The 26,534-nt window shown below is 73.3% G+C and carries 29 protein-coding genes and 1 pseudogene; 14 read left to right on the forward strand and 16 right to left on the reverse strand.

The features are described from left to right. Nucleotides 1-555: 555 nt before the first annotated feature. A complete protein-coding gene (locus ACIGG8_RS03165) occupies nt 556-681 on the reverse strand; it encodes a hypothetical protein (RefSeq protein ID WP_396545248.1) in 126 nt (41 codons plus the stop codon). Between the two features lie 431 nt (nt 682-1,112). Between ACIGG8_RS03165 and ACIGG8_RS03170 the strand changes: the two genes are divergently transcribed. Further along, nucleotides 1,113-2,339, forward strand: a complete 1,227-nt coding sequence (locus ACIGG8_RS03170) for an Ig-like domain repeat protein (protein WP_396545250.1) — start codon at nt 1,113-1,115, stop codon at nt 2,337-2,339. A 95-nt stretch (nt 2,340-2,434) separates the two neighbouring features. On the opposite strand, the gene ACIGG8_RS03175 is transcribed toward ACIGG8_RS03170, so the two are convergent. Both ACIGG8_RS03175 and ACIGG8_RS03180 read right to left on the reverse strand, forming a co-directional pair. After that, a complete protein-coding gene (locus ACIGG8_RS03175; protein ID WP_396545252.1) occupies nt 2,435-3,052 on the reverse strand; it encodes a TOPRIM nucleotidyl transferase/hydrolase domain-containing protein in 618 nt (205 codons plus the stop codon). Between the two features lie 240 nt (nt 3,053-3,292). Next, nucleotides 3,293-3,877: a hypothetical protein gene (locus ACIGG8_RS03180; RefSeq protein WP_396545254.1), complete on the reverse strand. Its 585-nt coding sequence runs from the start codon at nt 3,875-3,877 to the stop codon at nt 3,293-3,295. Between the two features lie 263 nt (nt 3,878-4,140). On the opposite strand from ACIGG8_RS03180, the gene ACIGG8_RS03185 reads away from it, so the two are divergent. Together ACIGG8_RS03185 and ACIGG8_RS03190 are read left to right on the forward strand one after the other, a co-directional pair. Beyond that, nucleotides 4,141-4,545, forward strand: coding sequence for a DUF1877 domain-containing protein (locus ACIGG8_RS03185; protein ID WP_396545256.1), 405 nt, complete (start codon nt 4,141-4,143; stop codon nt 4,543-4,545). A gap of 172 nt (nt 4,546-4,717) precedes the next feature. After that, a complete protein-coding gene (locus ACIGG8_RS03190) occupies nt 4,718-5,473 on the forward strand; it encodes a hypothetical protein (RefSeq protein WP_396545258.1) in 756 nt (251 codons plus the stop codon). Nucleotides 5,474-5,914: 441 nt separating this feature from the next. On the opposite strand, the gene ACIGG8_RS03195 is transcribed toward ACIGG8_RS03190, so the two are convergent. Next, a complete protein-coding gene (locus tag ACIGG8_RS03195; RefSeq protein ID WP_396545260.1) occupies nt 5,915-6,211 on the reverse strand; it encodes a putative quinol monooxygenase in 297 nt (98 codons plus the stop codon). Nucleotides 6,212-6,283: 72 nt separating this feature from the next. On the opposite strand from ACIGG8_RS03195, the gene ACIGG8_RS03200 reads away from it, so the two are divergent. After that, on the forward strand, nt 6,284-6,634 hold the full coding sequence (locus ACIGG8_RS03200; RefSeq protein WP_396545262.1) for a helix-turn-helix domain-containing protein: 351 nt from the start codon (nt 6,284-6,286) through the stop codon (nt 6,632-6,634). Nucleotides 6,635-7,027: 393 nt separating this feature from the next. Here ACIGG8_RS03200 and ACIGG8_RS03205 read toward each other — a convergent pair. From ACIGG8_RS03205 to ACIGG8_RS03215, 3 genes and pseudogenes are all read right to left on the reverse strand, one after another. Continuing rightward, nucleotides 7,028-7,501: pseudogene (locus ACIGG8_RS03205) on the reverse strand (alpha/beta fold hydrolase); the annotation flags it as partial. A gap of 81 nt (nt 7,502-7,582) precedes the next feature. Then, complete coding sequence (locus ACIGG8_RS03210) at nt 7,583-8,275, reverse strand: fasciclin domain-containing protein (protein WP_396545264.1); 693 nt, start codon at nt 8,273-8,275, stop codon at nt 7,583-7,585. A 118-nt stretch (nt 8,276-8,393) separates the two neighbouring features. After that, nucleotides 8,394-9,974: a molybdopterin-dependent oxidoreductase gene (locus ACIGG8_RS03215; protein WP_396545266.1), complete on the reverse strand. Its 1,581-nt coding sequence runs from the start codon at nt 9,972-9,974 to the stop codon at nt 8,394-8,396. Nucleotides 9,975-10,413: 439 nt separating this feature from the next. On the opposite strand from ACIGG8_RS03215, the gene ACIGG8_RS03220 reads away from it, so the two are divergent. Further along, nucleotides 10,414-10,998 carry a sigma-70 family RNA polymerase sigma factor gene (locus ACIGG8_RS03220; protein WP_396545268.1) on the forward strand — a complete coding sequence of 195 codons (585 nt, stop codon included), beginning with the start codon at nt 10,414-10,416 and terminating at the stop codon, nt 10,996-10,998. After that, on the forward strand, nt 10,995-11,741 hold the full coding sequence (locus ACIGG8_RS03225; protein ID WP_396545270.1) for an anti-sigma factor domain-containing protein: 747 nt from the start codon (nt 10,995-10,997) through the stop codon (nt 11,739-11,741). The genes ACIGG8_RS03220 and ACIGG8_RS03225 overlap by 4 nt, the downstream gene beginning before the upstream one ends. Nucleotides 11,742-12,022: 281 nt before the next feature. Here the strand turns inward: ACIGG8_RS03225 and ACIGG8_RS03230 are convergent, their stop codons facing one another. Next, nucleotides 12,023-12,421, reverse strand: a complete 399-nt coding sequence (locus ACIGG8_RS03230) for a VOC family protein (protein ID WP_396545272.1) — start codon at nt 12,419-12,421, stop codon at nt 12,023-12,025. A 104-nt stretch (nt 12,422-12,525) separates the two neighbouring features. Between ACIGG8_RS03230 and ACIGG8_RS03235 the strand changes: the two genes are divergently transcribed. From ACIGG8_RS03235 to ACIGG8_RS03245, 3 genes are all read left to right on the forward strand, one after another. Further along, nucleotides 12,526-13,542 carry a helix-turn-helix transcriptional regulator gene (locus ACIGG8_RS03235; protein ID WP_396545274.1) on the forward strand — a complete coding sequence of 339 codons (1,017 nt, stop codon included), beginning with the start codon at nt 12,526-12,528 and terminating at the stop codon, nt 13,540-13,542. Nucleotides 13,543-13,654: 112 nt separating this feature from the next. Further along, nucleotides 13,655-13,882, forward strand: a complete 228-nt coding sequence (locus ACIGG8_RS03240; RefSeq protein WP_396545276.1) for a hypothetical protein — start codon at nt 13,655-13,657, stop codon at nt 13,880-13,882. Nucleotides 13,883-14,037: 155 nt separating this feature from the next. Beyond that, complete coding sequence (locus ACIGG8_RS03245; protein ID WP_396545278.1) at nt 14,038-14,760, forward strand: SDR family oxidoreductase; 723 nt, start codon at nt 14,038-14,040, stop codon at nt 14,758-14,760. A 75-nt stretch (nt 14,761-14,835) separates the two neighbouring features. On the opposite strand, the gene ACIGG8_RS03250 is transcribed toward ACIGG8_RS03245, so the two are convergent. Further along, nucleotides 14,836-15,450: a 2'-5' RNA ligase family protein gene (locus ACIGG8_RS03250; protein WP_396545280.1), complete on the reverse strand. Its 615-nt coding sequence runs from the start codon at nt 15,448-15,450 to the stop codon at nt 14,836-14,838. 95 nt (nt 15,451-15,545) lie between these two features. Between ACIGG8_RS03250 and ACIGG8_RS03255 the strand changes: the two genes are divergently transcribed. Continuing rightward, a complete protein-coding gene (locus tag ACIGG8_RS03255; RefSeq protein WP_396545282.1) occupies nt 15,546-15,698 on the forward strand; it encodes a hypothetical protein in 153 nt (50 codons plus the stop codon). A gap of 206 nt (nt 15,699-15,904) precedes the next feature. Beyond that, nucleotides 15,905-17,518: an amino acid permease gene (locus tag ACIGG8_RS03260; protein WP_396545284.1), complete on the forward strand. Its 1,614-nt coding sequence runs from the start codon at nt 15,905-15,907 to the stop codon at nt 17,516-17,518. On the opposite strand, the gene ACIGG8_RS03265 is transcribed toward ACIGG8_RS03260, so the two are convergent. From ACIGG8_RS03265 to ACIGG8_RS03275, 3 genes are all read right to left on the reverse strand, one after another. Further along, nucleotides 17,469-18,143, reverse strand: coding sequence for a TetR/AcrR family transcriptional regulator (locus tag ACIGG8_RS03265; protein ID WP_396545286.1), 675 nt, complete (start codon nt 18,141-18,143; stop codon nt 17,469-17,471). The genes ACIGG8_RS03260 and ACIGG8_RS03265 overlap by 50 nt on opposite strands. A gap of 216 nt (nt 18,144-18,359) precedes the next feature. Then, on the reverse strand, nt 18,360-19,553 hold the full coding sequence (locus tag ACIGG8_RS03270) for an MFS transporter (protein ID WP_396545288.1): 1,194 nt from the start codon (nt 19,551-19,553) through the stop codon (nt 18,360-18,362). Next, the gene (locus ACIGG8_RS03275) at nt 19,550-20,443 is read right to left on the reverse strand and encodes a pirin family protein (protein WP_396545290.1); all 894 of its coding nucleotides are present in this window, start codon (nt 20,441-20,443) and stop codon (nt 19,550-19,552) included. Before ACIGG8_RS03275 ends, ACIGG8_RS03270 begins: the two co-directional genes overlap by 4 nt. A 193-nt stretch (nt 20,444-20,636) precedes the next feature. On the opposite strand from ACIGG8_RS03275, the gene ACIGG8_RS03280 reads away from it, so the two are divergent. Both ACIGG8_RS03280 and ACIGG8_RS03285 read left to right on the forward strand, forming a co-directional pair. Continuing rightward, nucleotides 20,637-21,209 (forward strand): NADPH-dependent FMN reductase, encoded by a 573-nt coding sequence (locus ACIGG8_RS03280; RefSeq protein ID WP_396545292.1) that lies wholly within the window; start codon nt 20,637-20,639, stop codon nt 21,207-21,209. Nucleotides 21,210-21,354: 145 nt separating this feature from the next. Beyond that, nucleotides 21,355-21,828, forward strand: coding sequence for a hypothetical protein (locus ACIGG8_RS03285; protein ID WP_396545293.1), 474 nt, complete (start codon nt 21,355-21,357; stop codon nt 21,826-21,828). A gap of 113 nt (nt 21,829-21,941) precedes the next feature. Here the strand turns inward: ACIGG8_RS03285 and ACIGG8_RS03290 are convergent, their stop codons facing one another. Both ACIGG8_RS03290 and ACIGG8_RS03295 read right to left on the reverse strand, forming a co-directional pair. Next, nucleotides 21,942-23,414, reverse strand: coding sequence for an IPT/TIG domain-containing protein (locus tag ACIGG8_RS03290; RefSeq protein ID WP_396545739.1), 1,473 nt, complete (start codon nt 23,412-23,414; stop codon nt 21,942-21,944). Nucleotides 23,415-23,693: 279 nt separating this feature from the next. Next, nucleotides 23,694-24,143: an ester cyclase gene (locus ACIGG8_RS03295; RefSeq protein WP_396545295.1), complete on the reverse strand. Its 450-nt coding sequence runs from the start codon at nt 24,141-24,143 to the stop codon at nt 23,694-23,696. 109 nt (nt 24,144-24,252) lie between these two features. On the opposite strand from ACIGG8_RS03295, the gene ACIGG8_RS03300 reads away from it, so the two are divergent. Further along, nucleotides 24,253-24,951 (forward strand): TetR/AcrR family transcriptional regulator C-terminal domain-containing protein, encoded by a 699-nt coding sequence (locus ACIGG8_RS03300; RefSeq protein ID WP_396545300.1) that lies wholly within the window; start codon nt 24,253-24,255, stop codon nt 24,949-24,951. 92 nt (nt 24,952-25,043) lie between these two features. On the opposite strand, the gene ACIGG8_RS03305 is transcribed toward ACIGG8_RS03300, so the two are convergent. Both ACIGG8_RS03305 and ACIGG8_RS03310 read right to left on the reverse strand, forming a co-directional pair. After that, nucleotides 25,044-25,961, reverse strand: a complete 918-nt coding sequence (locus ACIGG8_RS03305) for an NAD(P)H-binding protein (protein ID WP_396545302.1) — start codon at nt 25,959-25,961, stop codon at nt 25,044-25,046. Beyond that, a complete protein-coding gene (locus ACIGG8_RS03310) occupies nt 25,961-26,386 on the reverse strand; it encodes a nuclear transport factor 2 family protein (RefSeq protein ID WP_396545741.1) in 426 nt (141 codons plus the stop codon). The genes ACIGG8_RS03305 and ACIGG8_RS03310 overlap by 1 nt, the downstream gene beginning before the upstream one ends. Nucleotides 26,387-26,534 lie beyond the last annotated feature (148 nt).

The following is a 26,534-nucleotide window of genomic DNA, read 5'->3' on the forward strand; positions in this document are numbered from 1 at the left end:
CGGTTGGGTGCGGGGGCGTCCCGCTGCGGATCGAGCGAAGATGCGTGCCTGAAGCACGCTTATGACTGTAGCGGAAAAGCGTGCTCAGCGCACGCAAAATCTGGAGCGGCCAGGGACCCGGCAGGACACGACACCCCGCCCATGCCGCGCCTGGGGTGCCCGCAAGGAAGGGCCGGGGTCGGGCCAGTAGGTTGCGACCCCGGCCCTGACGGTCCGTATCCCCGACAGACGCGGAGCGGATGCCCTGGTGATCTCACCCGCGAACTGCAAGAGGTGCGCGGGCGGGCACATCGCCGGGCGTTGGAGGAACTGGCACGAACGGACGGCGGCGAGGCGGCACGGACTGCGTTGCGACTCCTCGACGGAGGTACCTCCGCCGCTTGAGACACAGCCGGCGATGGATGCGATGATCCCGCCGACGGGCGTGATCACCGCATCCCGGCCAGGACTCGGCCTCGCCCGGCCTCGCCCGGCCAGGACTCGGCCTCGTCCGGCCTCGCCCGATCACCAGCCGGACGCACACCTCGGACAGTCCGCGCCGACCTCCCGGCAACGCTACCGGCGTGTGGTCACGGTCGCGGTGAAGCCGCAGCACTCGAAGGTCTGGACCGGCGCACCCGACGTCCGCCGGATGGACACCCGGTCGAGTGTCGCCGTGGTGTCCGCCGTGGCGGCGATCACGGCCACTCCGCCGAGTCGCCGGCCGTGGTGCTCCGACGTCGGGCCGGAGCGTCCCCGTCGGTGTGACGACCCGTCGGCAGGACACGCGATCCGGTGTTGCGGAGCGCGACACTTCGCCACCTGGCGTACATATTTCATAACGATGAGTGACCGGTCTGCTGCGGCTCGCCACGCTGTCCCGCGGCCGCCGACGGTCCCACCCCGAGCCAGCACGTCAGGAGACATCGGTGATCACAGACCACACCCCAGGACAACCGGCCGACCGCGTGACAGCCGGACGAAGCCGAGCCCGCGCAGGTGCCCGCGCTCGTGAGCAGTGGCGGCGGGCAGGGGCGGTGGCGGGCCTGTGCCTGGCTCTGTCCGGGACGGGCCTGGTACCCGCGACCGCCGCACCGGCGGGTACCTCGGGGGCCGCGGGTGCCGCCTCTCCGGTGCGGACCCGAGGGGCCGACCCGACGTACACCTTCACCTACACCGGCGCCGCGCAGACCCTCGCCGTCCCGGCGAACGCGGTGATCACGATCACCGCCGACGGTGCCGGCGGTGGCGACAACACCGGCACCGCCTGCACCGCCACGGGAACGGGCGGGACGGGGGCACGGGTGGTCACCACCCTCCCCCAGACGACCGCCCCGACGACGCTCACCATCGACGTCGGCGGCGCCGGCGGCAAGGGCTGCAACGGCACCGGAGTGGGCGGCGCCGGCGGGTTCAACGGCGGCGGCCCCGGCGGCACCTTCCCGGCCGCCGGTTTCAAGTACGAGGGCCCGGGCGGGGGCGGAGCCTCCAGCGTCAGCGCAGGCGGCTCCCTGCTGGCGGTCGCCGGGGGCGGCGGTGCCGCCGGCGGCACCGGAGGAAGCTCGGCCGGGGGCAACGGGGGCAACGGCGGGACGCCGGACGCCACCGCCGGGACCGACGGAACCGCCACCGGCCCCGGGGCCTCGGCGGGGAAGGGCGGCGGCGGTGGCAGCACCGGCACGAGCACCGGTGGCGCCGGCGGGGCCGCCGGAACCGCTCCGCTCTGTTCGGCCACGGCGGGCGGGCCCGGCGGCGGGTTCACCGGCGCCACGGTCGGCACCGGTGGCACCGGCGGCAGCATCGGCGGCGGCTGCGCCCTCACCATCATCGGTGCCGGCGGCGGCGGGGGCGGCGGGTACTTCGCCGGCGGGGGCGGCGGAAGCGCCACCGTCAACAACCAGGGCACCACGGGCAGTGGCGGCGCAGGCGGCGGGGGCAGCAGCTTCACCGCCCCGTCCGGTACCGGTACCAGCTTCAACACCTCCACCGTCGGAACGGCTAACCACAACGGCCAGGTGATCATCACCTACGTCGTGGGCAAGCCGGTCACCACCTTCCTGAGCGCGATGCCCCAGCGCACCCGCACCGGCGTGCCGGTCGTACTCAGCGACCTGATCTGCCCCGGCGGCGGATCTACCACCCGGCCCACCGGCACCGTCACCTTCACCGACACCACCACCGGCACGACCCTGGGCACCTCACGCCTGGTCCTCTCCCTCGGCAACTGCGCCGCCGCCGGCCTGGTCACCGCCTTCCGCACCGCCGGCCCCCACACCGTCACCGCCGTCTACAGCGGCGACTCGGTGTACCAGGACAACAGCGGCAGCCCCGAAAGCATCATCGTGACCGTGAACCCCTGATCGGACCACTAAAGCTCAACCGACGGACCCACCACCCGCGAGGGCCCCGGCCCCTTCCCCGGCCGGGGCCCCCGCCCCCTGGCGATCCACTGCCGTCAAAGATGTCGGAGCAGCGCCTGGAGGGGGGCGGGGACGCGGTCCGGGTCGAGGGCCTCGGTCAGGAGGCGGCCATAGCGGATCTTGCGGCCCTTCTTCGTGCCCAGGAAGCGGCGCATCTGCCGGTGCGGCGGGCGGTCCTGCTGGGCAGGCTGGCGGACGAAGATGCGCCAGGCCGGGAGGTCGCCCTCGGCCCGGACGATCTCCTCGACCCGTGGCACGCCCAGCGCCCGGATGAGTTCGTCCTCCAGGTCCGCCGCACAGACGAAGATGCCGTCCAGCGGCTCGCCGGCCCGTTCGAAGCCGCGTTGGTAGAAGCCCTGTTCGCCCTCGTCGCACAGACCGACGAGGCGCAGGCCCAGCCCCGTCGGCCCGAGCAGGCCGGCGAACCGGCCGACGTTCATCGCCCCGCCCATCGCAACGACGCACACACCCCGGGACTCCGGGTCTCGGCCGTGGCGCGCGGCCAGCACCTCGACGGCCGCGACATCACTCGGCCCCTCCAACAGCACCGCCGTCCTCACCCGCAGTCGCCCGGCCAGCTCGCCCGCGGGCCCACCCGGCCCTCCCGCCGCCCAGCCGGTGATCGCATCCCGGAACGCCCGCATGTCCGTCATACCGCGATTCTGCTCGGCCCGACGCACGAGGGCACGGGGTTTTCGATCCACGCTGCGAGGGGAGGACGAGGCCGCCTACCGTCCGGGGCGGCGGGCGGCCTTGTTGTTGCAGGGCCGCCGGCACGACACAACGGTGCTGCCAATTCTCGGCGACGTTTCCTGCCGCGCAGGGCGACGACCGTTGCCCGAACTCACCGACAGATTCCAGGTATCAGGCTCTGGTCCACGTCCTGTGGCCCCCTACTCTCGGTGATCCTCCTCGGAGGTACGCCGCCAGATCGGTTCCGCCGGCCAGTCGAGGAGGTCGTGAAGGTCCCTGTCTGCGCCGGAAAGTGCATGGAGGAGGAAGGCGACGAAGCGCATCTCGTACTTCCGCCACGGCGTTTTCGGGAACTGGCCGCGGAACCAGACGACGACGGGCCATTCCATGGGATCCGGGTCACTGGTCAGCCAGAAGAAGTGGTCTCCCTGCACCGTTGCGCCCCAGCAGAGCAGCCCGCCCGGCTCGGGTAGGAACGGATACGGGCAGAGCGCCGGATCGTCCTGCCCCATTCCCCGAAAGACAGGTCCCAGATCATCCGTCGTTGAACGCAGGAACTGGCGGAAAGCCGCCCCAGCCTGGGGCGATCCGTAGAACCTCCACGGAGCACCGACGTGGAGGTAGCCTCGCAGCTCGCCTGGGCCGAACGTGTCAATGAACTCTCGGTAGTCGGCCGGGAATTCGAACCCCACCTCTTCTCGTGAACGGGCCCACGGCAACACCGGCTCGCTTGGATCACAGCTCACGCCGGCCAGCTCGGCGAATCTCCCGACGTCCTTGCGCATGACGACACCTCCGGGCCCAGGATCATGCCAGGTGCCGGCGACAACGGCCGTGGTCACCAGGCGCCGATAGCTGCATGGGAGATGCCACGCTTCCTGGCCGACAGACCCCCGAGGAAGTGGCGGCAAACCCGGTGGACAGTGTCGGGATACTGCCGTCATGGCCGTCACCCAGCAACTTGCCCGAGTCACGGCGGAGCCTCGCCGCCTGCCGCCGGTCAGCCGCGGAATCGCCCGACGGAAACCATCACTGGGACCCGCCGTCCGTGGACTGTCTGGATCTGGACTGGGCGCCCTCCATGCTGGAGCGTGCCTGCGAGCTGACGGGGCTCGACGCCGTCCGCCTGGGGGCGCTCAAGCGCGCGACCGACGGCGACAACGGCATCGATCTGGGCTTCCTCAATGCGGGCCCGCACGCCATCGCCTTCTTCAGCAACTCCGCTCCGACTGCCCTCGTTCCGGAGGCAGTTGCCGAGGTGGCGGCGCTGCTCGGAGGGATCGACATGCAGGCGATCCTCCGGTCGGTCCTGGACCGCGGCGCGGGGTCCACGCTCGGCTACGGGTTCGTCGGCGATCCGACGGAGTACCTGCTGGGCCACTTCGGTGCGCTGTGCGACTTCTACGCGGAGGCAGCCCGGAGGGGCCTGCTCGTCGTGCTGTGGTGGGACTGAGTCGGTAGGCCTCGTCGATCAGCCGATCGACAGCCGGGGCCGGGTTGGCCGGTCCACACCGGACGGACAGGGCTTTGGGGCAGGCGTTCCCGCCCGCCGGGCAGCCCGAAAACGCCTTTCACGGACCCACGGGCTTGGCTACGGTGGGCAACCCGCGCACGAAGGCTGGTCCATGTCCCGAGAGATCATCACCGTCTGCCTGCCCCCGACCGACCCCGCCGACGTCATGGAGGCACTCGCCGCCGCGATGGCGCCGTTCTGGAACGACGCCGAGATCCCGCCGGGCGGCGCCTGGCAGGGCGAATGGCAGTGGTGGCACATCTACGGCGGGTACCGAGCGGACGGCTTCGCGGTCCGCGCCGGACACGAGGCCGATCCGCGGCTGATCCGCAACCCGTTCGAGCTCGACGGCCGACCCCGCCCGCCGCAGCCGGCCGGGCGCTGCGACGGCGGGCCGCGCGGCCTGCTCGACCTGGATGTCGACCGCGCGCCCGTGGCGGAACAGGCCGGCGCCGACTGGGACCGCTGGGTCGCCTTCAGTTCCGGCTTCGAGGCCGCGCTGACCCTGAGTGCCATGAACGAGCGGGCCTGCGACGGTGCGACGGCCTGGGCCGCGTACCGCGAGCAGCCGGTCGTCCGAGCCGCGGTCGCCCTGTGGGCGAGCGACGAGCGAGCCCGCCGGTGGACCGGCATGTCCGATCCGGTCGGCCACTACGCCCACACCCGTGAGCAGTTCGTCCGCCGCACGGTCGCCCGCGCGGTGACGCCCGGCGTGCTGCTGACCCTGGACGGCGAGTGGATCGACGGCACCGGCTCGTCGTCCGACCCCGAAGTCCTCGTCGGTGCGCGGTACTTCGACTTCGCCGACCGCTATCTCGACGAACTCGCCGAGGATGCCCTCGTGATCCGCGTCCGCTTCCACACGTGACGAGCCCGCCCCCACCGCGGTCCCGACTCCCTTGCGAGCACTCGCCGGAACCACCGCGTGCAGATCGGTGCTCGTCAGGCACGGCGCCCGGGCCGGGCACGATGGGGCGCGACCTGTTCGGATCCATGGCCCTGTGGTGGCGGATGACGGCCGCGATGATGCTCCCCGTGGTCACGCCCGTCCGCTCGTCGTACCTGCGGACACAGCGTGCCCACCCGGTGCCCACGCGACGGGTTGGACGCGAGCAGCCGCAGCACCCTCGCGGGTCGCGGAGGGTCCTCGCCGCGTCGCGGGGTCAGCCACCTCCTGCCGGTGCCTTGGCAGGACCATCAGGGGGGCCGAGCTGCCGACGGTCGCGAACCACGGGCGGCGCCGTCCCGGAATCCGGGATCCCCGGGACGGCGCCGGTGCCGGGCGGGTGGGACGGCGGCCGGGGAAGGGCTACTTGACCGCGAGGATGTCGATCAGGCGGATGTCGGGGTCGGCGGCGAGGAGGTCCGGACCGACCTGGGCGAGGGCGGCGGGGATGCGGCCGGTCAGGTGGGCCTGGCGGCCGGCGTCGTCGGCGAAGGCGTCGAAGATGCCGAAGGTGGAGCTGTCGACCTGGAAGGCGTACCAGACCTGGGTCCGGCCCTCCTCGGCGGCGATGTCCCGCGCGGTGTCCAGCAGGGCGGCCACGTCGGCCTCCTTGCCGGGCTTGGCGGTGAGCAGGGCCAGTACACCCAGCTTGAGCGTCATCGGGGGGCTCCCTCGTGTCGTGACGGGCCCTGTGTAATGGGCCCGGTTCGGCCGGACGCAACCGCCTTCGCCGTGCCGACGCTGCTGGCCCAGGCCGACCCGATGATGACCGCCTTCGAGCGCTGGGTGCGCGCCCGACTGGCCGACCCCCCGCCGCTCGCCGTCGCCGCCCGGGAGCTGGGCGTCAGCGAACGCACCCTGCAGCGCACCGCCCAGGCCGTACTCGGCATGACACCGCTGGACTTCGTCCAGGAGGTCCGCCTCGACGAGGCGACGTTCCTGCTGCGCACCACCGCACTGAGCGCCGAGGCGATCGCCACCAGGGTCGGCTACCGCAACGTCGGCACCCTGCGCGCACTGGTGCGGCGCAAGCGCGGCACCACGCTGGACGCGCTGCGCCAGGGCGGCTCGGGGGCCCGCTGACGGCAGTCGCGGCACGGGTTCCCGGGCCGGCACTCCCCCGGGCAGCCGGACTGCGCCGTAGCCGGGTCGCCAGGGTCTCCGCATCGGGCGGGCACGGACCTTCTCCTCCCGGCCCTCGGGCCGGCGCCATCTGCAAGGCGGTCGCGTGGTCGTCGGCCTGGATCAGGGACACCGACCGGATGCAGCAGGACGTTGCCGCCACTCGCCATGTGTGCGAAGCGGATGCGGCAGCTGAGCCGGCCGGGGCCGGAAGCGGGGTCGGTGGAGATCACGACGGCACCCTGGTGCTGCTGTCGCATGCGCCCGAAGTGACGTTCGAGGTTTCCGCGTTCAGCGCTCGCCGGTGTTCGGGGGAGGCCCGGCAAGGGAGCGGCGTCGGTGGTGGCGACCCCGTCATCCCCTGCTGCTCGCGGCGGGCAGCAGGGGCACTCCGGTCAGTACCGACGCGACCGCCTCGACCGTGAGCCGGTGCCACATCGACGCGTTCCGCAGCATGGCGTGCCGCCCGCGCGGCATCGGGACCAGCTCCACACGTGCCCCGGCCGCCGCCGCTCGGCGCGCCGACGCGAACGACTCGACGGCCGAGGTCACGCGGTCGCGCCTGTCGTGAAGAACCACCAGACTCCGTCCGGCCAGCTGGTCGACGGGATCGCCGGGCGGGCACCAGGGCGCCAACGCCACCACGCCCCGCACCTGCGGACGGCCCGCCGCGGCGATCGCGGCGCGGCCTCCCATGGAATGGCCGATCAGGACAACCGGCAGCCCGGGAGCGAATGAGGCCGGCTCCTCCAGGGCGCGGCCCGCGTCCTGGACGGGGTGGGCGTCCTGGCCGGCCGCCGGTTTGGTGGGCACTGGACCCGACCTGCCGGGACCCGCGTGTGGAGTGGAGAGGAGCGGGTGCGGCCCGGCCGCCGCTCCCGGGCGAGCGGCGGCCGGGGTGCGTTCGTGTCAGGAGGCGGGCATGAGAACGGTGTCGACGACGTAGACGGTGGCGTTGGCGGTCCGGACGTTGCCGCACAGGACCTTGGCATTGCCGTTCACCGTGAAGTCCTCACCCGAGCCGGAGACCATGAGGTCGCCGCCCTGCAGGGTCCTGTGGCTGCCCGGGAGGGCGGACGGCGCGAGACGGTTCGGGGTCACGTGGTAGGTGAGGATCTTGGTGAGCTTGTCCTTGTCGGCGAGGACCGCGTCCAGAGTCGCCTTCGGGAGCTTGGCGAAGGCGTCGTCGGTCGGCGCGAAGACGGTGATGTTCTGCGCGGAGTTGAGCGTGTCGACCAGGCCGGCCTGCTTGACCGCGTTCACCAGCGTCGACAGCAGCGGATTGTTCGACGCCGCGGTCGCCACCGGATCCTGGGCCATGCCGGCGAACGAACCCGCACCGTCCTTCGGCACCGCAGCACACGCCGCGCCGAACGGCCCGCCCGCCGTCTGCTCGGTGGGAGCGGGAGCGGGAGCGGTCGCAGCTGCGGTCGCGGCTGCCCCTGCGGCGGCGGCTGCGGCCTGCGAGCCGATGGCGGACGCGGAGGCCTCGTCAGCCACCGTACGGCTGCCGGCGCTGCTGCAGGCGCTCAGGCTCAGGGCCAGTGCCCCGACCGTCAGGACGGCGGCCGTGGACGAGCGGCGGATGCGGGTCAGCGACATGGGGTGTCTCCTCGAAGGCATGGTGGGCGAAATGGGGCTGTGGTCATCCGGGCGGGAGCGCGTCCGGCCCGGAACTTCGGGGGGCCGCTCGGTGCGGCGGCCCTCGGGACGGCGCAGGTCAGGTGACGGTCACGACGGTGCTGTGCCAGCCGGTCGCGCCGGCCGGGTAGGGGGCGGCGCGTTGCTCGGTCTGGACGGCGCCGGACGCGTCGGCGGCGCGGACCTCGATGCGGTGGGTGCCGGGAGTCGCGCCGCTCCAGGTATGGGTCCACTGGCGCCACAGGTCGGGCCCGGCGTCGGCGGCCGGCTGCGCCGTCTGCCAGGGCCCGCCGTCGACGCGCAGCTCGACGGCGGCGATCCCGCGGTGGGTGGCCCAGGCCGTGCCCGCCACGGTCACGTCGCCGGCGGGGACCCGGGCGAACGGGGCTGGGACCTCGATCCGGGAGGCGGTGCGGACCTCGCCGCGGCGGTCCCAGCCGCGGCGCACCCAGTACGGTTCGTAGGCGGCGAAGGTCGTGACGTTCAGGTCGACCAGCCACTTCGTGGCGGAGGTGTAGCCGTAGAAGCCGGGCACGACGGTGCGGCACGGGAACCCGTGCGCGACCGGCAGGACCTCGCCGTTCATCGCGACCGCGAGAAGGGCCCGGCGGCCGTCGAGGACCGACTCCAGCGGGGTTCCGATCGTCATGCCGTCCTGGGAGCGGCCGACCAGCTGGTCCGCCCCGGGTTTGACTCCGGCGCGGCGCAGCAGGGCGGGTAGCGAGGCGCCGAGCCAGCGGGTGGTGCCGACGTAGTGGCCGCCGACCTCGTTCGAGACGCACGACAGGGTGTGGTCGAGCTCTTCGAGCGGGAGGTGCAGGAGGTCGTCGAAGGTGAGCAGGAGGGGGTGGTCGACCATTCCGTGGATGCGCAGCGCCCAGTGGCGGGGGTCGATGCGGGGCAGGGTGAGTGCGGTGTCGACGCGGTAGAAGTCGCTGTTGGGCGTGGTGAAGGAGGACAGCCCGGGGACGGCGGGGTGAACGGCGGCCGGCAGCGGAGGGAGCGGTGCGGTAGGCGGTGGGAGGCGCACGGCTGCCCGCACGGCGACGATGTCGTTGCGGCTGTCGGAGAGTGCGCGGCCGCCGAATCCGGTCGACGCGGCGAACGCGATGGTTCCGCCGGTGGCCACCAGCAGGGTGCGCCGGCCCGTCACTCCTGTCGGCTGGTGAGCGGGTTCGCCCCCGTGACTCGTCGTGGCCGGCGAGCCCGGATGGTCCGCAGCGTCCGTGCGGGTGTCGGCGGTGCGGGGTGCGGCGGCCGCGCGCAGGAGACGGGCCAGGAGGAACAGCGTGCAGGCTCCGGCGACCCCGGCGGCGACCGCGGGTGCCGCGTCGACGAGCGTGGCACCGGGCCGCGAGAGCGCGGCCCGGACGCCGACGCCGCCGAACAGGACGAGCACCGCTGCCCCGAGGACCGGCCGGTGAAGGGCCAGGAGTCCGGCGAGGACCGCGAGAAGCGCCATGGTCAGGTGGATCCCGCCGAGCAGGACCGGCTTGTCGTCGGTGCCGAACGTCCTGATCGCGTATTCCTTCAGGGGCGTGGGCGTCAGGTCGATCGCCGCCGAGCCGACGGCGTACACGGGGGCGGTGCCCGGACCGGTGAAGGCGGCGACCGCCTCGCCGACGCCGATCGCCGCCGCGGCAGCGGCGAGCCCGGTCACGGCGGCAGAGGCCGACCGGAGCGTCCGGTCGCGCACGGGGCGCCGGGAGGTGGAAGTCTTCCGTGTCACATCGGCCGTTCGGCGCACCGGGGGCGCCGGATGGGCGGCGTTTCCCTCGTCACCCGATCGAGCGAGTCCCCTGCGGAAAGCGGGGCCGGGCGTCGGCCGCCCCGGCGGCTGCCCCGGCGGCCGGCGTCACCGGTGCGGACGGGACGCTCCGGGCAGTCCCGGTGCTCGTCCGGATCGGAGCCGCGCCGCAGTGGACGGTGAGGTCGCGCTTCGGACCAATCCGCCGTGAACCCGGCTTCGAACCGACAAGTGTCACGACCGTTCGTTCGCCTCGGCCGGGCCCGCGCCCCGCCGACCTGGGAGGACCCCTGATGTCGTTCGTCCCGCTGCCCGCCCGGCTTCCCGGCCATCGGGAAGAGGAGCTGTCCCGATGAGCGCGGTCGTGCACCTCGCGGGCCCCGGCAGGCCCCGGCCCGATCTCAAGGAGCTACTGGGCAGGGTCGCCAAGGGCGACCGCGACGCCTTCAGCGGCGTGTACGACGTCGTTGCCGGTCCGGTACTCGGGCTGGTCCGGCGTGTGCTGCGTGACCCCGCGCAGTCCGAGGAGGTCGCCCAGGAGGTGCTGCTGGAAGTGTGGCGCAAGGCCGCGCAGTACCAGCCCGAACGGGGCGAGGTGATGGCCTGGGCCCTGACCATCGCCCACCGCCGCGCAGTCGACCGGGTACGCGCCGCGCAGGCGGCCAGCGATCGGGAGAAGCGGATCGCCGCCGCGTCGCACACGCCGGCCTTCGACGAGGTCTGCGAACAGGTCGAGGGGCGCCTGGAGCGCGAACAGGTGCGGCGCTGCCTCAAGGGCCTCACCGAGCTGCAGCGCGAATCGTTGACCATGGCGTACTTCCGGGGCCTCACCTACCCGCAGGTGGCGGAGTTGCTCGGTGTTCCGCTGGGAACCATCAAGACACGGATGCGCGACGGGCTGATCCGGATGCGCGACTGCCTGGGGGTGGGCGCATGAGCACCGCCGATCTGCACACGCTCACCGGCGCCTACGCCGCTCACGCGCTCGACCCCGACGAACGCGAGGACTTCGAGCGGCACCTGGAGCACTGCCAGGCCTGCTCGCTGGAGGTGGCCGAATTCACGGCCACCTTGGCCCGGCTCGGGGCGGCGGAGGCCGTGCCGGTCCCGGGTGAACTCAAGCACCGCGTGATGGCCGCCCTGGAGACCGTTCGTCAACAGCCTCCTCGCACGGCGCAACCGACCGTTGCCGGGCACCGGGCGCGGCTGCGCAGGGCGTGGCCCCGGTTCGCCCTGGCGGCCTGCCTCGCGGTGGCCGTCGGCGCCGGTGGGCTCGCGGTGCAACAGCACCGGCAGGCGGATGAATCCCGTGCCCGGGCAACAGCGCTTCAGCAGCAACAGGACCACATCACCGGTCTTCTCACGGCCCCGGACGCCCGCACCACGAGCAGCAGGATCCCCGGCGGTGGCGGGGTGGCGACGGTGGTGTGGTCGAGCAGCCGAAGCGAGGCCGGATTCCTGGCGTCCGGGATGCCGCCGCTGCCGGAGGGCACCACATACGAGCTGTGGTTCGACGACAGCGGGACGATGCGGCCCGCCGGTCTGATGCCCGCCACCAGCGGAGCACTGCTGCTGAGCGGCCCCGTAAACGGGGCGCGCGGGGTGGGAGTGACCGTGGAACCGGCCGGCGGATCGGCGCATCCGACACGAACCCCGCTGGTGGTCCTTCCCTTCAGCTGATCATGACCCCGTGCCACCGGCACGTACACACCCACTCACACTCGTCCTCGTCATCCTCGTAGGACATCCGATCACTTCCCCGGAACCGGTGGGTGACGGGGAGCACGGACCGGCCGCGTCGGCGATCCCGGCGGGTCAACGGCGCGACCGGTTCCCGGCCCGCTCGTACCCGGTCGGTGAACCGGGTCGAGGCGGCGCTCACTCGCCCTGGGTGCCGACGCCGGCCTCCCACGCGGCCGTGACCACGGCGGTGGCGCGGGGTGCGGCGGGCACAAGCGGCGTCAGCGTGCGAACTTCTCCTTGGCCGCCGGGGTGACGGGGGTGAAGAAGTTGACGAGGTTGCCGTCGGGGTCGCGGAACAGCAGCGACCGGTTGCCCCAGGGCATCGTGGTGGGCCCGGCGACGACGTCGGTGACGAAGCCGGTCAGGTCCCGGTGGACGCGGTCGACGTCGTCGACGAGGAACTCGGTGATCACGCTGTGGTTGTCCGCCGGGCGGGCGGAGCCCGGGGCGAACAGCGGGACGGTGCGGGTGCCGGCGATCGCGAGGGTGGCGCCCGCGGTCTTGAGTTCGGCGAAGTCCTCGGTGGCCCACGTCGCCTGCGTCCCGGTGGCCCGTTCGTAGAACTCCACGAGGCGCGCTACGTCGCTGGTGATGATGCGGATCGAGACGAATTCCATGGGGATCTCCTTGGCTGTACTGGAGGCGTGCACGTCGCAGGCTAGGAGAAATAGTGGACAGAATCGGTCCTCTTTCAGCTCTGCATTCGCGCTATGTTGTGCGCATGTCCCGACCCACCGGCCGCGTGCTGACACTCCTGGAGCTGCTGCAGTCGGGCGGCACCCGTACGGTCGCGGAACTCGCCGACCGGCTCGGCGTCGAAGGGCGCACCGTGCGGCGGTACGTGGACCAGCTGATCGATCTGGACGTGCCCGTGGAATCGGTGCGCGGCCGGTACGGCGGGTACCGGCTCGCCCCCGGCTACCGGCTGCCCCCGCTCATGCTCAGCGACGACGAGGCCCTGGCCGTGCTGCTCGGCCTGGTCGCCGGCCGCCGGGCCGGGCTGATGACGACGCACCGCACGGCGAACGAGACGGCATCGGCCAAGATCCGGCGGGTGCTGCCCCGGCACACCGCCCGCCGGCTCGACGCGCTCCTGGATTCCCTCGCCTTCACGGACCAGCCGGGCGATTCGGACACCCCGGACGCCGACGTCCTGCTCACCCTCGCCGATGCGGTCAGCAACCGCCGCCCGGTGTCGATCCGTTACACCGACCGCGACGGACGGCGCAGCGAGCGCACGCTGCACGCGTACGGGATCGTCAACCATGCGGGCCGGTGGTACGTCACGGGCACGGACGTCCGGATCGGTGAGGACCGGACCCTCCGGCTCGACCGCATCGCGGACGCACGGACCCTGCCCGGCGCGTTCGAAGCACCGCCGGGTCCCGATCCGGCACAGCGGGTGTTGTCGGGGTTCGCCACGGCCGAGTACCGGCACGAGGTGACCTTGCGGATCCACGGGACGGTCGAGCAGATCCGCGCCCGTCTTCCCGCCAGCGTCGCGACCCTGGCGGAGTACGGGCCTGCGGCGGACGAGGACCCGGCAACCGAGCGCTGGCTGCGCGTCGAGCTGCGGGCGGAGCGGCTCGACTGGCTGCCGCCGACACTCGCCGCACTCGACCGGCCGTTCGTCATCGAGCGCCCCGATGAACTGCGCGACCTCGTCGTCGAGTTCGCCGATCGCCTCGCGTCCCGTGCCCGCGCCGAGCACGAGGTCGGGCGGGCTCCCGCTCCCTGATCCCGCTCCCTGATCCGATTCAGGCAGGCCGGGTGCGCGGGCGGTCGGCTCTGTGCACGCAGCCGTCGAAGATCACGGGCCGCTGCGCGGCGAACCGGGGGGAGATCAGCCGATGCCGAGCGCCGGCGACCAGCCGGACGACGGCCGTCCGCAGCAGAGCGGTCCCGCACCGGCAGCGGACCTGAAGGCCGAACTCGCCCGGATGCTCCCGGCACTGGCGGCGCTGCGGACCGCCTCCGGCGGCACCAGCGTCCGGCAGTACGTCACGGAGGCGCGCAGCCACGGGGCGCGGGCGCAGGCAGCGGCCGTCCGGGCCGCGCTCGGTCTCGCCGCCGAGTAGCGCCGGGGACGACGGCCCGCCCTACCGCGGCGCTCTCACCGATTCCGTTGTCCCGTCGCAGAGTTCAGGAAGTCGTCCGCGCGTCGGGCTCCGCCTTGAGCAGCGGCGAGGACCGTGGGCGGGATGATCCGCCTCCGGCGGGGAAGGGACCGGCCATGGACACCACCGGCATTCCCGCACCGATCTCCCTCGTCACCGGCGCCAACCGCGGCATCGGCCGCGAAACCGCACGCCAACTCGCCGAACTCGGGCACACCGTGCTGCTCTGCGCCCGCGACCCGAAGGCCGCCGAGGGCGCCGCCGCCGACCTCTCCCGCAGCCCCGGCGGGCGCGGCACCGTCCTGCCCCGCACCCTCGACGTCACCGACGCAGCCGGCGTCCGCGAACTCGCCCGCTCCGTCGAGGCCGAGTTCGGCCGCCTCGACGTCCTGATCAACAACGCCGCGACCAACTACGACACCGGGCGCCGCGCCGTCTCCGTCGACCTCGACGAGGTCCGCCGCACCATGGAGACCAACCTGTACGGCGCGTGGCAGATGGCCCAGGCGTTCGTTCCGCTGCTCCGCCGATCCGCCCACCCGCGGATCGTCAACGTCTCCAGCGAGAGCGGCTCGCTCACCTCGATGGGCGGCGGGACCCCGTCGTACAGCGTCTCCAAGGCGGCCCTCAACGCCCTCACCCGCACCCTCGCCGGAGAGCTCCGCACCGACGGCGTCCTGGTCAACGCGGTCTGCCCCGGCTGGGTCGCCACCGACATGGGCGGCGCGGGCGGCGCTCCCGTCGCCACCGGCGCCGCCAGTGTCCTCTGGGCCGCCACCCTCCCGGACAACGGCCCCACCGGCGGCTTCTTCCGGCACGGCCGCCCCCTCGCCTGGTGAATCCCGCCCGCCCGGCGTCCCACGATGCGGTCACGCGGGCCCGAGGTCCGGAAGCCGTGGAAGCCGTGGAAGCTGTCACAGCTGCGGCAGCTCCGGCAGCTCCGGCAGCTCCGGCAGCGGCCGGACTTCGCCCGTGCCCAGCTCGACCGTGAACCGGGCCCGCATCGGGCCGTCGCCCCGGCGGGAGAGGAGGGTGAGTTCGCCGACCCGTGCCGAGGTGGTGCCCAGGAGGGCGGCCAGTCGGGGCGCGAGCCGGCGAGGGTCCCGGGTCCGTCCCAGGGACAGGTGGGGTGTGAAGTCGCCCGCCCGTCCCCGGCAGCGGGGGAAGCGCTCCACCAGCGAGCCGTGGAGCGCCTGCCACGGGCCGGGGCCGTCGCCCGCCGGGTCGAGCCAGACCGTGGCGTCGTGGCGGTGGCGGAAATGACGCACTCCGTGCAGGTGCGCGGTGAACGGGTCGTGCTCGGCCGCGGCGGCGCCCAGTAGCGGGAGCGCGGGCCCGAAGTCCGCCTCCGGGACGAAACCGAACAGCACGTTGACGTGCGGCGGCCAGCGGCGGATCTGCGGATCGTGCTCCTCCCGGATCCGCTGGACGGCCTGCCACAGGGCCGCCGGCGGCAACCAGGCGAGCGCCGTCCGCGGAGTCGGTCCCACGTCCAGGACGTCCGGCACCTCGGTCGGGTGTCCGTCCACCCCTCCATGGTCACCGTTCCTGCGGGCCCGCGACCACCGTCTCGACCCACGGACGGGATCCCGGCGGCCGGTCGGGGTCGGTTCTCGGCGAGGATGTGGGACAGCTTCCCTTCGAAGTCGACGTGACGGCGATCGGCTCCAGGACCCCGCACGACCACTACCTGATCGCCACCGTTGCTCTGCTCACCGTCACCGCCCAGGTCTGCGACACACTCAGGGCCATCCACGCCGGCAGGCCCGAGGCTTGACCCCAACGGCCGCAGGACGCCGAGCAGTTGTACGGAGCGTTGACCGCCGGCACGGCCGGGTCAAGGCCGGGTCCGACTCCCCGACAGCCGTCCCGGACCTCGGTCGGCGGGTGTCCACGCTTCGATCGGACCGGCCCGAGGACTTGATCATGACGGGTGGTCGGGGACAGGATCTCCCCCGGTTGGATCACAACGGGGGAGCCGAGATGTCCGAGGGCCGGTCGGTCAGTCGTGGGCTGAGACAGCGCCACATCGCCATGATCGCGTTGGGCGGTGCGATCGGAGCCGGGCTGTTCGTCGGCTCCGGTGTCGGGATCGCCGCGGCGGGGCCCGGGATCGTGGTGTCGTACGCGGTGGCCGGGGTTCTCACGGTGCTGGTCATGCGGATGCTCGGGGAGATGTCCGCCGCCCACCCCGGCTCCGGGTCGTTCGCCGCGCACGCCACCCGCGCCTGGGGGCCGTGGGCCGGGCTGCTGGCCGGCTGGATGTACTGGGCGCTGCTGGTGGTGAGCGTGGCCGCGGAGGCGATCGGGGCGTCCCGAATCGTGGCGGGATGGCTGCCGCAGGTGCCGGCCTGGGTGTGGGTGGCGGCGTTCATGGCGCTGTTCACCGGGACGAACCTGGCGGGTGTGCGGCACTTCGGCGAGCTGGAGTTCTGGTTCGCCGGGGTGAAGGTCGCCTCGATCTGCGCGTTCATCCTGCTCGGCGCCGCTGCCGCGCTCACCGGCCGGACACCTGCCGCGGAGAACCTGACCGCGCACGGCGGCCTGCTGCCGCACGGCTGGCACGGGGTCGCGGTGGGCACCATCGCGGCGGTGTTCGCGTACGGCGGGCTGGAGACGGTGACCATCGCCGCCGCCGAGTGCGAGGACCCGGTGGGCGCGGTGCGCCGGGCGGTGCGCACGGTGCTGTGGCGGGTGGCGCTGTTCTACATCGGCTCGATGGCGGTGATCGTCGCCGTGGTGCCGTGGGACGACCCCGCGGTCGCCGACGGCCCGTACGCGGCGGCGATCGGCCGGATCGGGGTGCCGGGCGCGGCGCAGCTGATGAACGCCGTCGTGCTGGTGGCCCTGCTGTCGGCGATGAACGCCAACATCTACGGCTCCTCGCGGATGCTGCACGCCCTCGCCGCCCGCGGCGACGCCCCGCGCCTGCTGACCCGCGGCGGCCGGCCGGCCGAACGCGGCGGCGGCTCGGCCGACGCGCCCGGCGCCTCCACTGCCCCGACCGGCACCGGCCGCGCCGTGCTCGCCTCGGCCGCGTTCGGCTTCGCGTCGGTGGTGCTCAGCCTGGTGTGGCCGCGGACCGTCTTCCCGTTCCTGCTGAACTCGATCGGGGCGGCGATCCTGGTGGTCTGGATCCTGATCGCCGCCTCCCACCTACGGCTTCACGGCCGACAGCCGCACACGGACGCGCGGGAGCGGCCCGGGCCGGAGCAGGAGTGCGAGCCGCAGCAGGAGTGCGAGCCGCAGCAGGAGCGCGGGCCGCAGCCGGTGGCCCCGATGCGGGGCTTCCCTTACCTGGGCGGCTGCCTGGCGCTCGCGGCGATGGCCGGGGTGCTGGTGTTCATGCTCGTCGACCCGGGCAGCCGCAGCCAGGTGCTCTGCACCGGCGCGTGGACGGCGGTGCTGCTGCTGGTGGCCTGGCTGCGGCGGCGCCGTCGCCGCCCGGACGCCGGTCCGGCCGCGGTACCGACGGCCGCTGCTCCGACCGTGACGGGCGCCCCGGCCGTGACGGGCGCTCCGACCGCCGGGCCCGCCGTCGCCGTGGTCACTGCTCCCGTGCGTACCGCGCCAGGAACAGGTCGACCCCGGAGGTGATCATCCGGTGCATCTCGGCCTCGTCCAGTTCGGCTTCCGGGCTGAACGTCCGCACCAGCTGCGGCACGCCCACGGTGCAGGCGACCAGCTGCTGCACGGCCAGCGCCGGGTCCTCCACCGCGAGCACTCCGCGGCGGTCCAGTTCGGCGAAGGCCTCGACCAGCGGGCCGTTGTTCATGTCGTAGCTGACCCGGTACCAGAGCTGGCCGAGCTGCGGGAAGCGGTCGATCTCGCCGATCACCAGTCGGCGCAGCGACATGATGTCGGGGCGCAGCAGGATGCGGGTCCAGTCGAGGGTGAGCGTGATCAGCGCGGAGCGCAGGTCGTCGGCCTCGGCGATGGTGGAGTTCCACGGCTTGAGGTCTTCGTAGGTGGTGGGCAGTATGCCGCCGATCACCGCGAGGAAGAGCCGTTCCTTGTTCCCGAAGTGCTTGTAGATGGTTGCCTTCGAGACGCCGGACCGCGCGGTGATGGCGTCCATCGAGGCGGCGGAGTAGCCCTCCTTGAGGAATTCGGCCAGCGCGGCGTCGATGATCGCCTGCCGGCGCCGCTGGGCGGCGTCGACCGGGCTCGGGATGATCGGGATGCCGAACTCGTCGATCGGCTGGGGGGTGTCGGCGGCCATCGGGGCGCTCCTCGGGCTGCTCGGGGGAGACGGTACGGGCCAGTATAGGAAACTGAACGGTTCGGTCCTACGTCTGGCGCTTGGTGCCCGGCCCGGACGCGACCCGGGCGGCGCTCCGGCCGGCGCTCCGGCCGGCGTGCGGGAGAACCGGCAGCACCCGGCCGGCACCCGGCCGGCCCCCGGCGGCGCGCCCGGTCAGCGCACCGGCGAGGCGGACTACGGGCCCAGCCCGGCGATCCGCTCGCCGAGCGCCGCCAGCTGCGGACCGAGCGCCGCGCCGAGCAGGAACACCAGGTTGAACAGCCCGATGGCCTCCGGCCGCCGCTGCGGCGCCACGGCCTCGGCGGCGACTCCGGTCAGGATTCCCTGGCCGCCGGCGTTGACGCAGGCGCTGGCCCCGGCGCCGAGCAGCACCAGCGGTGCCCAGGGGCCGAGCGCAGCGAGCGCGAGTGCGGCGAACGAGACGCCGAGCAGCAGGCCGGTGGTCCGCTGCAGGCCCAGCCGGGGCGCGGCGCGCACCAGTGACCAGGAGAGCAGTGCACCGGTCAGGGTGGCGAGCGAGCCGACGGCGCCGGTCCCGACGACGCTCCATCCGGTCAGCGCGGCAGCCCGCCGAGGCGCGGCGTACACCAGGCCGAAGTTGACGGTCGCCAGGACCAGCATCACCGCCGCGACGGCCCGGAACCGCCGCACCGCCAAGGCGTCCAGGCCCAGGAACGGGCGCCACGCCGCCTCCGCACCCGCACCCGCATCCGCCCCCGCATCCGCGCGCTGCGCCGGCTCCGGCTCCGGCCCGCCGCACCCGCGCAGGGCGGCCGGCAGCACCGCCAGGGTCAGCACCGGCAGCACCAGGCAGGCCCGCCAGCCCAGCCCGGCCGCCACCGCCGCGCCGATGAACAGCCCGGCGGTACCGCCCGCCGCGCTGCCGATCGCGACGACCCCGGAGGCTCGTCCGTCCGGTTGGCGCGCGGCCAGCTGGAAGGCGGCCACGTTGAACCCGGCCGCTCCCACCGCCATCAGAGCGCGCCCGGCGACCAGCGGGCCGAGGGCCGCCCCGGCGGCGAGCGTGACCAGCACGCCGAGCAGCAGCGCCCCCGCGGAGGCGAGCAGCAGCGCCCGGGGGCCGCGTCGCCCGGCAGTGCCGGTGAGCAGGGGGGTGCCGAGCATCATGCCGAGCCCGTAGGCACTCATCAGCCAGGCGACGGAGTCGAGGCCGACGTGCGCCTCCCGCGCGATGGCGGGCAGGACGAGACTCGGACCGGAGAGCCCGGCCGCCCCCGGGGCGGCGACCGCCGCGAGCAGCAGGCCGGTCCGGAGCGACCCCCGTACGCCCCGGCCGGCGCTGCCCGCCGACGGCTCCGCCGGGAGCGTGCCCGCTCCGGCCGCCGTGTTCGGCTCTCCCGGGCTCATTCCGGGATCCTCCCGAACTTTCCGTTCGAGAAGTCGAGTTGGGCCTGCCGCAGCTCGGCCGCGGTGTTCATCACGAACGGCCCGCCGCGGGCCACCGGCTCGCCGATCGGCTCGCCGGCCAGGACCAGCACCTCGGCCGGGCCGTCCGGCGCGGCGACGGTGATCCGCTCGCCGTCGTGCGCCAGCACCGCGAGTTGACCGTCCGCCAGCGGCGCGTCGGGCAGTTCGACGGCGCCGGAGAGCACGTAGACGGCGGCGTTGTGGCCGACCGGCGCGGTGAACTCGACCTGCCCGCCGGCGGGCAGCACGGCGTGCGCGAGCAGGACCGGCACGTGGGTCTCGAACGGCCCGGCCACGCCGTGGCTGCGGCCCGCGATCACCTTGACGCGGCTGCCGTCCTCGGCGTGCACCACCGGGATGGTGTCGGGCCCCTGGTTCTGGCTGCGGGCCGGGAGGTCCTTCAGCCGGGCGGGCAGGTTCACCCAGATCTGGAGCATGTGCTGGCGACCGCCGTGGGCGAGCAGTTCGGCGGTCGGCTCGTTGGAGTGGACGACGCCGGCGCCGGCGGTGAGCCACTCGACCTCGCCGGCGACGCTGGTGCCGCGCCGGCCGGTCGAGTCGGCCCAGTCCATCGAGCCCTCGATGAGGTAGGAGACCGCCTCGAAACCGCGGTGCGGGTGGGCGGGGGCACCCTTGGCCTCCCCGGGGGCGAGCAGCAGCGGACCGGTCTGGTCGACCATCAGGAACGGGTCGAGCATCGGGAGCTCGGCCACCGGGAACGGGCGGCGGACGGGGAAGCCTGCGCCCTCGAAGGTGTGCACGGGATCGATGACGGTGGCGGTCGAACGGACGGGGGCGGCCTGGGCCGCGGCGAGCTGAGTCGTCGTCATGCCAGAACTGAACTACACGATTCAGTTCATAGTCAAGACTGAACCGTATGGTTGACGCATTGAACTGAACGGTTTAGATTTCTCGGCGTCGGAACGACCGCCGGCCCCGCAGCCGACCCGCACCGGGCAGGCCGCCACCCGCACACCCGCACCCCTGCGCACCCACCGCACCCACCAGCAAAGGAACACCGCCATGACCGCGTCCAAGGTCTTCGCCATCTCCGGCTCGCTGCGCGCCGACTCCCACAACACCGCGCTGCTGCGCGCCGCCCGGAAGTTCAACCCGGCCGGCATGGAGATCGAGATCTACGACGGCCTGCGCGACATCCCGCCGTACGACTACGACCTCGACCACCCCGGCCTGCGCCCGGCCGTCGTCGAGGAGCTGCGCCGCAAGGTGCTCGACGCGGACGGACTGCTGATCGCCACCCCCGAGTTCAACTACTCGATCCCCGGCGTCCTGAAGAACGCCCTGGACTGGCTGAGCACCGACTGGAGCAAGACCGAGGGCCTGCCGCTGCACCGCAAGCCCACCGCGATCATGGGCGCCGCACCCACCAACTTCGGCTCGGTCCGCGCCCAGCTGGCGCTGCGCCAGGTCTTCGTCTGGACCGACAGCGACGTCGTGGTCAAGCCCGAGCTGGTCGCCTTCCGCTCGCACGAGCGCTTCGACGGTGAGGGCGAGCTGATCGACGAGGGCACCGTCGGCATCCTCAAGGACCTGCTCACCGCCCTCCAGGGCAAGATCGACGCCGCCCGCGCCTGACGCACGACGCCTGGCGTCCGACGCCGTCGGCCCCACCGACACCCGAAGCGGTCCCCGGGCCACCCGCCCGACTCCCGGCCCAGCCCGGCCCAGCCCGGCCCGGCCCGGCACCACAACGCACGGCACCACACCACACCACACCCCGATGCCCACCGCCCCCACGCGGCTCGAAGCCCCGCCGAACCCGGCGGGGCTTCGCCACACCTGTGGTGCCCGCCGCAACGAACGCCCGACCACCTCCGGCGATCCGCGCCCGCTCGTGGCGCCCGACGGTGTTGTTCGACAGGATGGTCCGGTGACGAACCTGACCCGGATCTGGACGACGACCCGCACCAACTTCCGCGCGGCCGACCGGGTCGAGCGGTGGACCGCACGCGCTGCCTGGGCGATGCTGACCGCCACGGCCTGGCTGGCCGTGATGTTCACGACGGTCTGGGGAGCCATGGTCGCCGGGGTCCCCACCGATGTCGTGGGATGGCTGGCGATCTTCCTGTCGCTCGCTGTCCCCCTCGTCTCCTGGATCGCCATCACCTCCGAGCCCGACGGACGTCCCGGTGCACCGGCGTTGACGGTCGTCCTCCTGCTGGCGGCGACCGTGCTCGTCATCACCTTCATCTGAGTCGACGCGGGCCGGCCGTCCGGCCCGCCCCACACGCCGCGGCCCGGCCGATGCGGAGAGGCGATCCTCCCGGCGGCCGGACCGCCGCCGGCGGGGTGATCACGAAGCCGGTCTCACAGTCCCTTGTAGGTGAACTCGGCCGCCGGGCCGGTCGGGGACGAGTAGCCGTTCGACAGCACGGTGACGTCGATGGTGCTGGGCTTGCCGATGCCGATGGTCGGGGCGGGCACGGTGGCGACGAGCTCGCTGGGCGCGCCGGTGCGCTTGACCTGGACGGACGGGGAGGGGTTCGTACCGAAGAAGACCTTCGCGTCGGAGCCGAAGTTGACGCCGGTGATGGTGACGGAGTCGCCCTTGCGGCCGCTGTCCGCGCTCAGGCCGGTGACGATCACCGGGGCGGGGCCGCCGTAGGCGAACCGGCCGAAGGGGACGGCCGGCGAGGTCCCGAGGTCGTTGGTGACCCGGACGTCGACCACGCCGACACCGGGAGGTGCGGGGACGCTGACCGCGGTGCCGTCGCCGCTGACGACCGGGTCCTGGCACGGGACCGTGCCGAAGTCGACCGCCGTGCCCGGGCCGAAGCCGGTACCGGCGACGACGACCGCGCTGCCGCCCTCGCCGACATTGGCGGAGATGGCCCGCACCACCGGGCCCGGCAGCACGTCGGGGGCACCGAGCAGGCCCAGGTAGGTGGAGTTGGCGTGCTGGTAGGCGACCTGGCCCATGAAGTCCTGGAGCGACTTCTTGACCATGACCGGGTCGTAGTCGCTCTGGTAGTCCGGGTGCAGCGGGTTGGCGTTGCCCGGCTGGGCGTAGCCGTGGGGGCCGGGCAGGGAGGCGATCGCCGTGATGACGGCGTCGACGTCGTCGTTCGCCGCCGGGCCGGGCGGATCCGGGTACCACTTCTTGGCGGCGTCGAGGTTGGTCCAGGCCTGCGGCACCAGGTCCCAGGTGTTGTAGTAGCGCTCGTTGGCGACCCAGCTCAGGGAGTCGACGTACGTCGCGAAGTCACTACCCCCGGCGGTCGGGGCGGCGAAGGTGTAGAGACCGAACCGCGGGGTGACGTTCTGCCAGGTCTGCGCCTGCAGGTAGGGCGCGACCATGGTGGCGATGCAGCCGCCCAGACTGTGGCCGATCACGTAGACGGAGGGCGTCTGCGCGGCCCCCGCGAGGGCCTCGGCGAGCGCCTCCACCAGGGTGCTGCCCGCCGCGGTCATGGTGACGACCTGGTTGAACGCCTCCATCGCACCCTTGGAGACGGACACCGGGGAGCGTGGCGAGCCGACGGCGGTGAACGGCACCACCGTGCCCACGTCGAGGTCCTCCAGCAGGTCGGTGACGTTGGCGACCGTGCCGCGCAGCACCACGGCGAACGCGTTGGCGGAACGGCTCGCGGCCAGGTACGCCATGTTCGCGTTGTCCGGGCTCAGCGCCAGCCACTGAAGGCTCCAGTCGCCCCCCGTCGCGAGCGAAGGCTCGGCCAACTGCCGGCCGACGCCCTGGAAGGCCCTGCTCTGCTGCTCCGCCGGCGTCTCGCCCGACGGACGCGGGGTGGCCGCGGTCGCCGCGATCGCCGCCAGTGTCATCGCCACTTGGGGCATGGTTGCCGTGCTCTGTTCCGTCGGCATGCGTACTCCCTGGGAACGGAATGCCTCACCGGCCGGGGAGGCTCCATCTGGTTTCCGCCGCGAGCGCCTGACGATGTGCCCGGACACGGGACGTCATTCCACCGGGCGCGCACCGTCGCCCGGAACGAGGCGCGGGTGCGCACGCCGATCACCCCCCGATCACCACCCGATCACCACCCGCGACGTCCGGATGCTGCACCGCGCCCTCGGGCTCGCAGGCCGGGCGCCGGGGTCGGGTCAGTCCGTGGTCGGCCAGTCCCAGCCGAGCTGGATGAACATGCCGAGGCGGTCGCTCACGGCGCGGATCTCGACGATCCGGCCGGCGCGGACGGTGAAGATCCAGATCTGCTCGACGTCGCAGCGGCGGTTGGTCGGCTCGGGCATCCGGGCGTGGTGGCCCGTGTGCACACCGGCCACCCGCAGCCGGGCGACGACCTCGTCGTCCTCGGCGATGAGCTGCTCGATGTGGAAGCCGTCGCCCTCGGCCTCGGTGCTGAAGGCGGCCAGCTGGAGGCGGAAGCCCTCGATGGCGGCGCCGGGGGCGTCCTCCTCGCCGAAGATGATCTTGTTGTGGTCGATGACCGACGGGGAGAGCAGCTGCACCCAGCCCTCGCCGGAGCGGTCGTTGAGCGCGGCGACGAAGTCGCGGATGACCTGCTTGTTGGTGATGGTCGTGGTGGTCGACATCGTGATTCCCCCTGTGGCGGCTTGTTTCTTACGCAGTAAGTTTCGCTGGGAACGAGTGTTCTCTTATGCTGTAAGAAAGTCAAGCCCGTACGGGGAGGCGGAGGAGCGGATGACGGAGACGGCGAAGACGGCGGAGACGGCGGAGATGGCGGAGCGTCAGACGCCCAGGCGCGGCCGGGGCGAGCGGGTCGGGCTGAGCAGGCAGCAGATCCTCGACGCGGCGCTCGGCCTGGTCGACCGGGACGGGCTCAAGGGCCTGACGATGCGTTCGCTCGGCCAGGAGCTGGGCGTGGAGGCGATGACCCTCTACCACTACGTGCCCAACAAGGACGCCCTGCTGGACGGCCTGGTGGAGCAGGTGTTCACGGCGGCGACCCCCGCCCTGGACGGCTCGGCCGACTGGCGCACGGCCCTGCACGCGTACGCCACCGCCCTGCGCGAGGGCCTGCTACGGCACCCGGCCGTGCTCCCGCTGGCCACCTCCCGGCCCGCCGTCACGCCGGCCACCCTCGACGACCTCGAAGCCCTGCTGCACCTGCTCACGACCGGCGGCTTCCCGCTCGGCCGCGCCCTGCACGCGCTCAACTCCCTTGCCGTGTTCGTGATCGGCCACGCGACGGCGGAGGCCCGGATCGTGGTCGGAGCCGAGGAGGCCGGTGGCACCGACTGGCTGGCCGCGCTCGATGCGGAGCGGTACCCGCTGCTGATCCGCGCCGCGACCGAGGGGACCGGCACGGACGACGCCGAACGGTTCGCCTTCGCACTCGACGCCCTGCTGCTCGGCTTCGACGCGCTGCGCTCGGGCTGAGGCGCGGGCAGAGGCACGACCGGCGCCACCGGAGCGCCGCCCGGGCCGCCCATCCCTCCGGGCGGGTCGGGGACACCAGGGGCCCGCGCGGGTCATCGGCCGCGGCGCAGCTCCCGTTCGGCGACCTGCCGGAAGCCGTGCGGCGAGCGGCCGGTGACGCGTCGGACGGTGTCGGTGGTCCGGTCCTCGGCCCCCTCCGCAATGGCCCGGTCCATGTCGGCGAGCATCCCGGCGAACTCCGCCGGCATCAGGGCGGCGAGGCGGTCGCGCAGTTCCTCGTGCGTCAGGCTGCGGTGGACCACCGGACAGCCGGTGACCTCCGCGGCGATCGCGGCGATGTCGTCGTGGGTGAGTGCGTCCGGGCCGGTCAGGATCAGGTCCGCGTTGGGCGCGGGGTCGCCGGTGAGGGCGTGCACGGCGACGGCGGCGATGTCGTCGGCATCGACGAAGCCGATCCGGCCGGCCCCGGCCGCGGTGAGGATCGTGCCGTCCTCGCGGATGCTGCGGGCGTGCACGTGCTCGCCGGTGAAGTTCTGCATGAACCAGGAGGGGCGCAGCACCGCCCACTCGTCGAACAGCCCTGGCAGGGCCCGGTGGACGACGCCCACGGCCGGCCCGCCCTCGGGCACGGCCGATGAGCTGAGGAGCACTGCGCGGCGCACCCCGGCGGTGCGGGCGCGGCGCAGGAAGGGCAGCATGACCGCGGCCGGGTCGGGCTCGCCGACGGGCGGGACGAGGTACACGCGCTCCGCTCCGGCCAGGGCGTCGTCGAAGGTGGCGGGGTCGTACCAGTCGAAGCGCACCGACTCCGCACTGGCGGGTGCGGTCGCGGGCGCCCTGGAGGGTTCGGCGGCCCGCCGGCTGGCCGCCCTGACGCGGTGTCCGGCGGCGAGCAGCAACGCGGCCGTTCGGCTGCCGGTCGTGCCGGTAGCGCCGGTGACCAGGACGGTCCCGACGGCCGGGTCTGCGCCGGTGGTGCCGGTGGCCGGGGCGGTGGTGGCGTCCGTCATCAGGCGGCGCTCCCGGCGAAGTCCGTGCCCGGCTGCCGGACGGCGAGGGGGTTCCAGTAGTCGCGGTAGGAGGTGAACCGCCCGTCCCGGACGGTCACGACGGCGATGTAGGTCATGTCGAAGGGGCCTCCGGTCCGGACGAGCCGGCCCACCCCGCGCATCTCCACCACGACGGTCGCGGGGTCGGTCGTCCGGTGGATCTGCACCTCCGGGAAGTCGTGCAGCTCGATGTGGTCGGGGTAGTCGCGCATGTAGGCGGCGACGGCCTCGCGTCCGTCCAGCCGCCGCGGCCACCCGGGCGGGGCGAACGGGAACTCCATGACGCCGTCCTCGGCCCACAGGCCGACCCAGCCGGGGACGTCCCCGGCCAACAGCAGCCGCAGGCCGTGGCGGAACAACTGCGCGGGCGAGGGGTTCTCGGGCATGGGTGTCTCGGACGAGGGGTTCTCGGGCATGCGCGTCTCGGACGAGGGGTTCGCGGGCATGGGTGTCTCGGGCATACGTGTCTCCGTCCCGTACGATACGGACCAGCGGTCCGCTTCGATGAAAGATACGGACCGCTGGTCCGTATTG

Origin of the sequence: Kitasatospora sp. NPDC085464, assembly GCF_044541955.1 — a bacterium.
Classification (GTDB): Bacteria; Actinomycetota; Actinomycetes; order Streptomycetales; family Streptomycetaceae; genus Kitasatospora.

Coding starts and splice junctions, on each gene's coding strand:
- ACIGG8_RS03300 (WP_396545300.1), top strand. CDS start 24,253: ATGACGGAGACGGCGAAGACGGCGGAGACGGCGGAGATGGCGGAGCGT.
- ACIGG8_RS03225 (WP_396545270.1), top strand. CDS start 10,995: ATGAGCACCGCCGATCTGCACACGCTCACCGGCGCCTACGCCGCTCAC.
- ACIGG8_RS03295 (WP_396545295.1), bottom strand. CDS start 24,143: ATGTCGACCACCACGACCATCACCAACAAGCAGGTCATCCGCGACTTC.
- ACIGG8_RS03245 (WP_396545278.1), top strand. CDS start 14,038: ATGGACACCACCGGCATTCCCGCACCGATCTCCCTCGTCACCGGCGCC.
- ACIGG8_RS03195 (WP_396545260.1), bottom strand. CDS start 6,211: ATGACGCTCAAGCTGGGTGTACTGGCCCTGCTCACCGCCAAGCCCGGC.
- ACIGG8_RS03230 (WP_396545272.1), bottom strand. CDS start 12,421: ATGGAATTCGTCTCGATCCGCATCATCACCAGCGACGTAGCGCGCCTC.
- ACIGG8_RS03310 (WP_396545741.1), bottom strand. CDS start 26,386: ATGCCCGAGAACCCCTCGCCCGCGCAGTTGTTCCGCCACGGCCTGCGG.
- ACIGG8_RS03265 (WP_396545286.1), bottom strand. CDS start 18,143: ATGGCCGCCGACACCCCCCAGCCGATCGACGAGTTCGGCATCCCGATC.
- ACIGG8_RS03175 (WP_396545252.1), bottom strand. CDS start 3,052: ATGACGGACATGCGGGCGTTCCGGGATGCGATCACCGGCTGGGCGGCG.
- ACIGG8_RS03305 (WP_396545302.1), bottom strand. CDS start 25,961: ATGACGGACGCCACCACCGCCCCGGCCACCGGCACCACCGGCGCAGAC.
- ACIGG8_RS03270 (WP_396545288.1), bottom strand. CDS start 19,553: ATGAGCCCGGGAGAGCCGAACACGGCGGCCGGAGCGGGCACGCTCCCG.
- ACIGG8_RS03235 (WP_396545274.1), top strand. CDS start 12,526: ATGTCCCGACCCACCGGCCGCGTGCTGACACTCCTGGAGCTGCTGCAG.
- ACIGG8_RS03180 (WP_396545254.1), bottom strand. CDS start 3,877: ATGCGCAAGGACGTCGGGAGATTCGCCGAGCTGGCCGGCGTGAGCTGT.
- ACIGG8_RS03290 (WP_396545739.1), bottom strand. CDS start 23,414: ATGACACTGGCGGCGATCGCGGCGACCGCGGCCACCCCGCGTCCGTCG.
- ACIGG8_RS03260 (WP_396545284.1), top strand. CDS start 15,905: ATGTCCGAGGGCCGGTCGGTCAGTCGTGGGCTGAGACAGCGCCACATC.
- ACIGG8_RS03275 (WP_396545290.1), bottom strand. CDS start 20,443: ATGACGACGACTCAGCTCGCCGCGGCCCAGGCCGCCCCCGTCCGTTCG.
- ACIGG8_RS03190 (WP_396545258.1), top strand. CDS start 4,718: ATGTCCCGAGAGATCATCACCGTCTGCCTGCCCCCGACCGACCCCGCC.
- ACIGG8_RS03210 (WP_396545264.1), bottom strand. CDS start 8,275: ATGTCGCTGACCCGCATCCGCCGCTCGTCCACGGCCGCCGTCCTGACG.
- ACIGG8_RS03285 (WP_396545293.1), top strand. CDS start 21,355: ATGCCCACCGCCCCCACGCGGCTCGAAGCCCCGCCGAACCCGGCGGGG.
- ACIGG8_RS03220 (WP_396545268.1), top strand. CDS start 10,414: ATGAGCGCGGTCGTGCACCTCGCGGGCCCCGGCAGGCCCCGGCCCGAT.
- ACIGG8_RS03280 (WP_396545292.1), top strand. CDS start 20,637: ATGACCGCGTCCAAGGTCTTCGCCATCTCCGGCTCGCTGCGCGCCGAC.
- ACIGG8_RS03240 (WP_396545276.1), top strand. CDS start 13,655: ATGCCGAGCGCCGGCGACCAGCCGGACGACGGCCGTCCGCAGCAGAGC.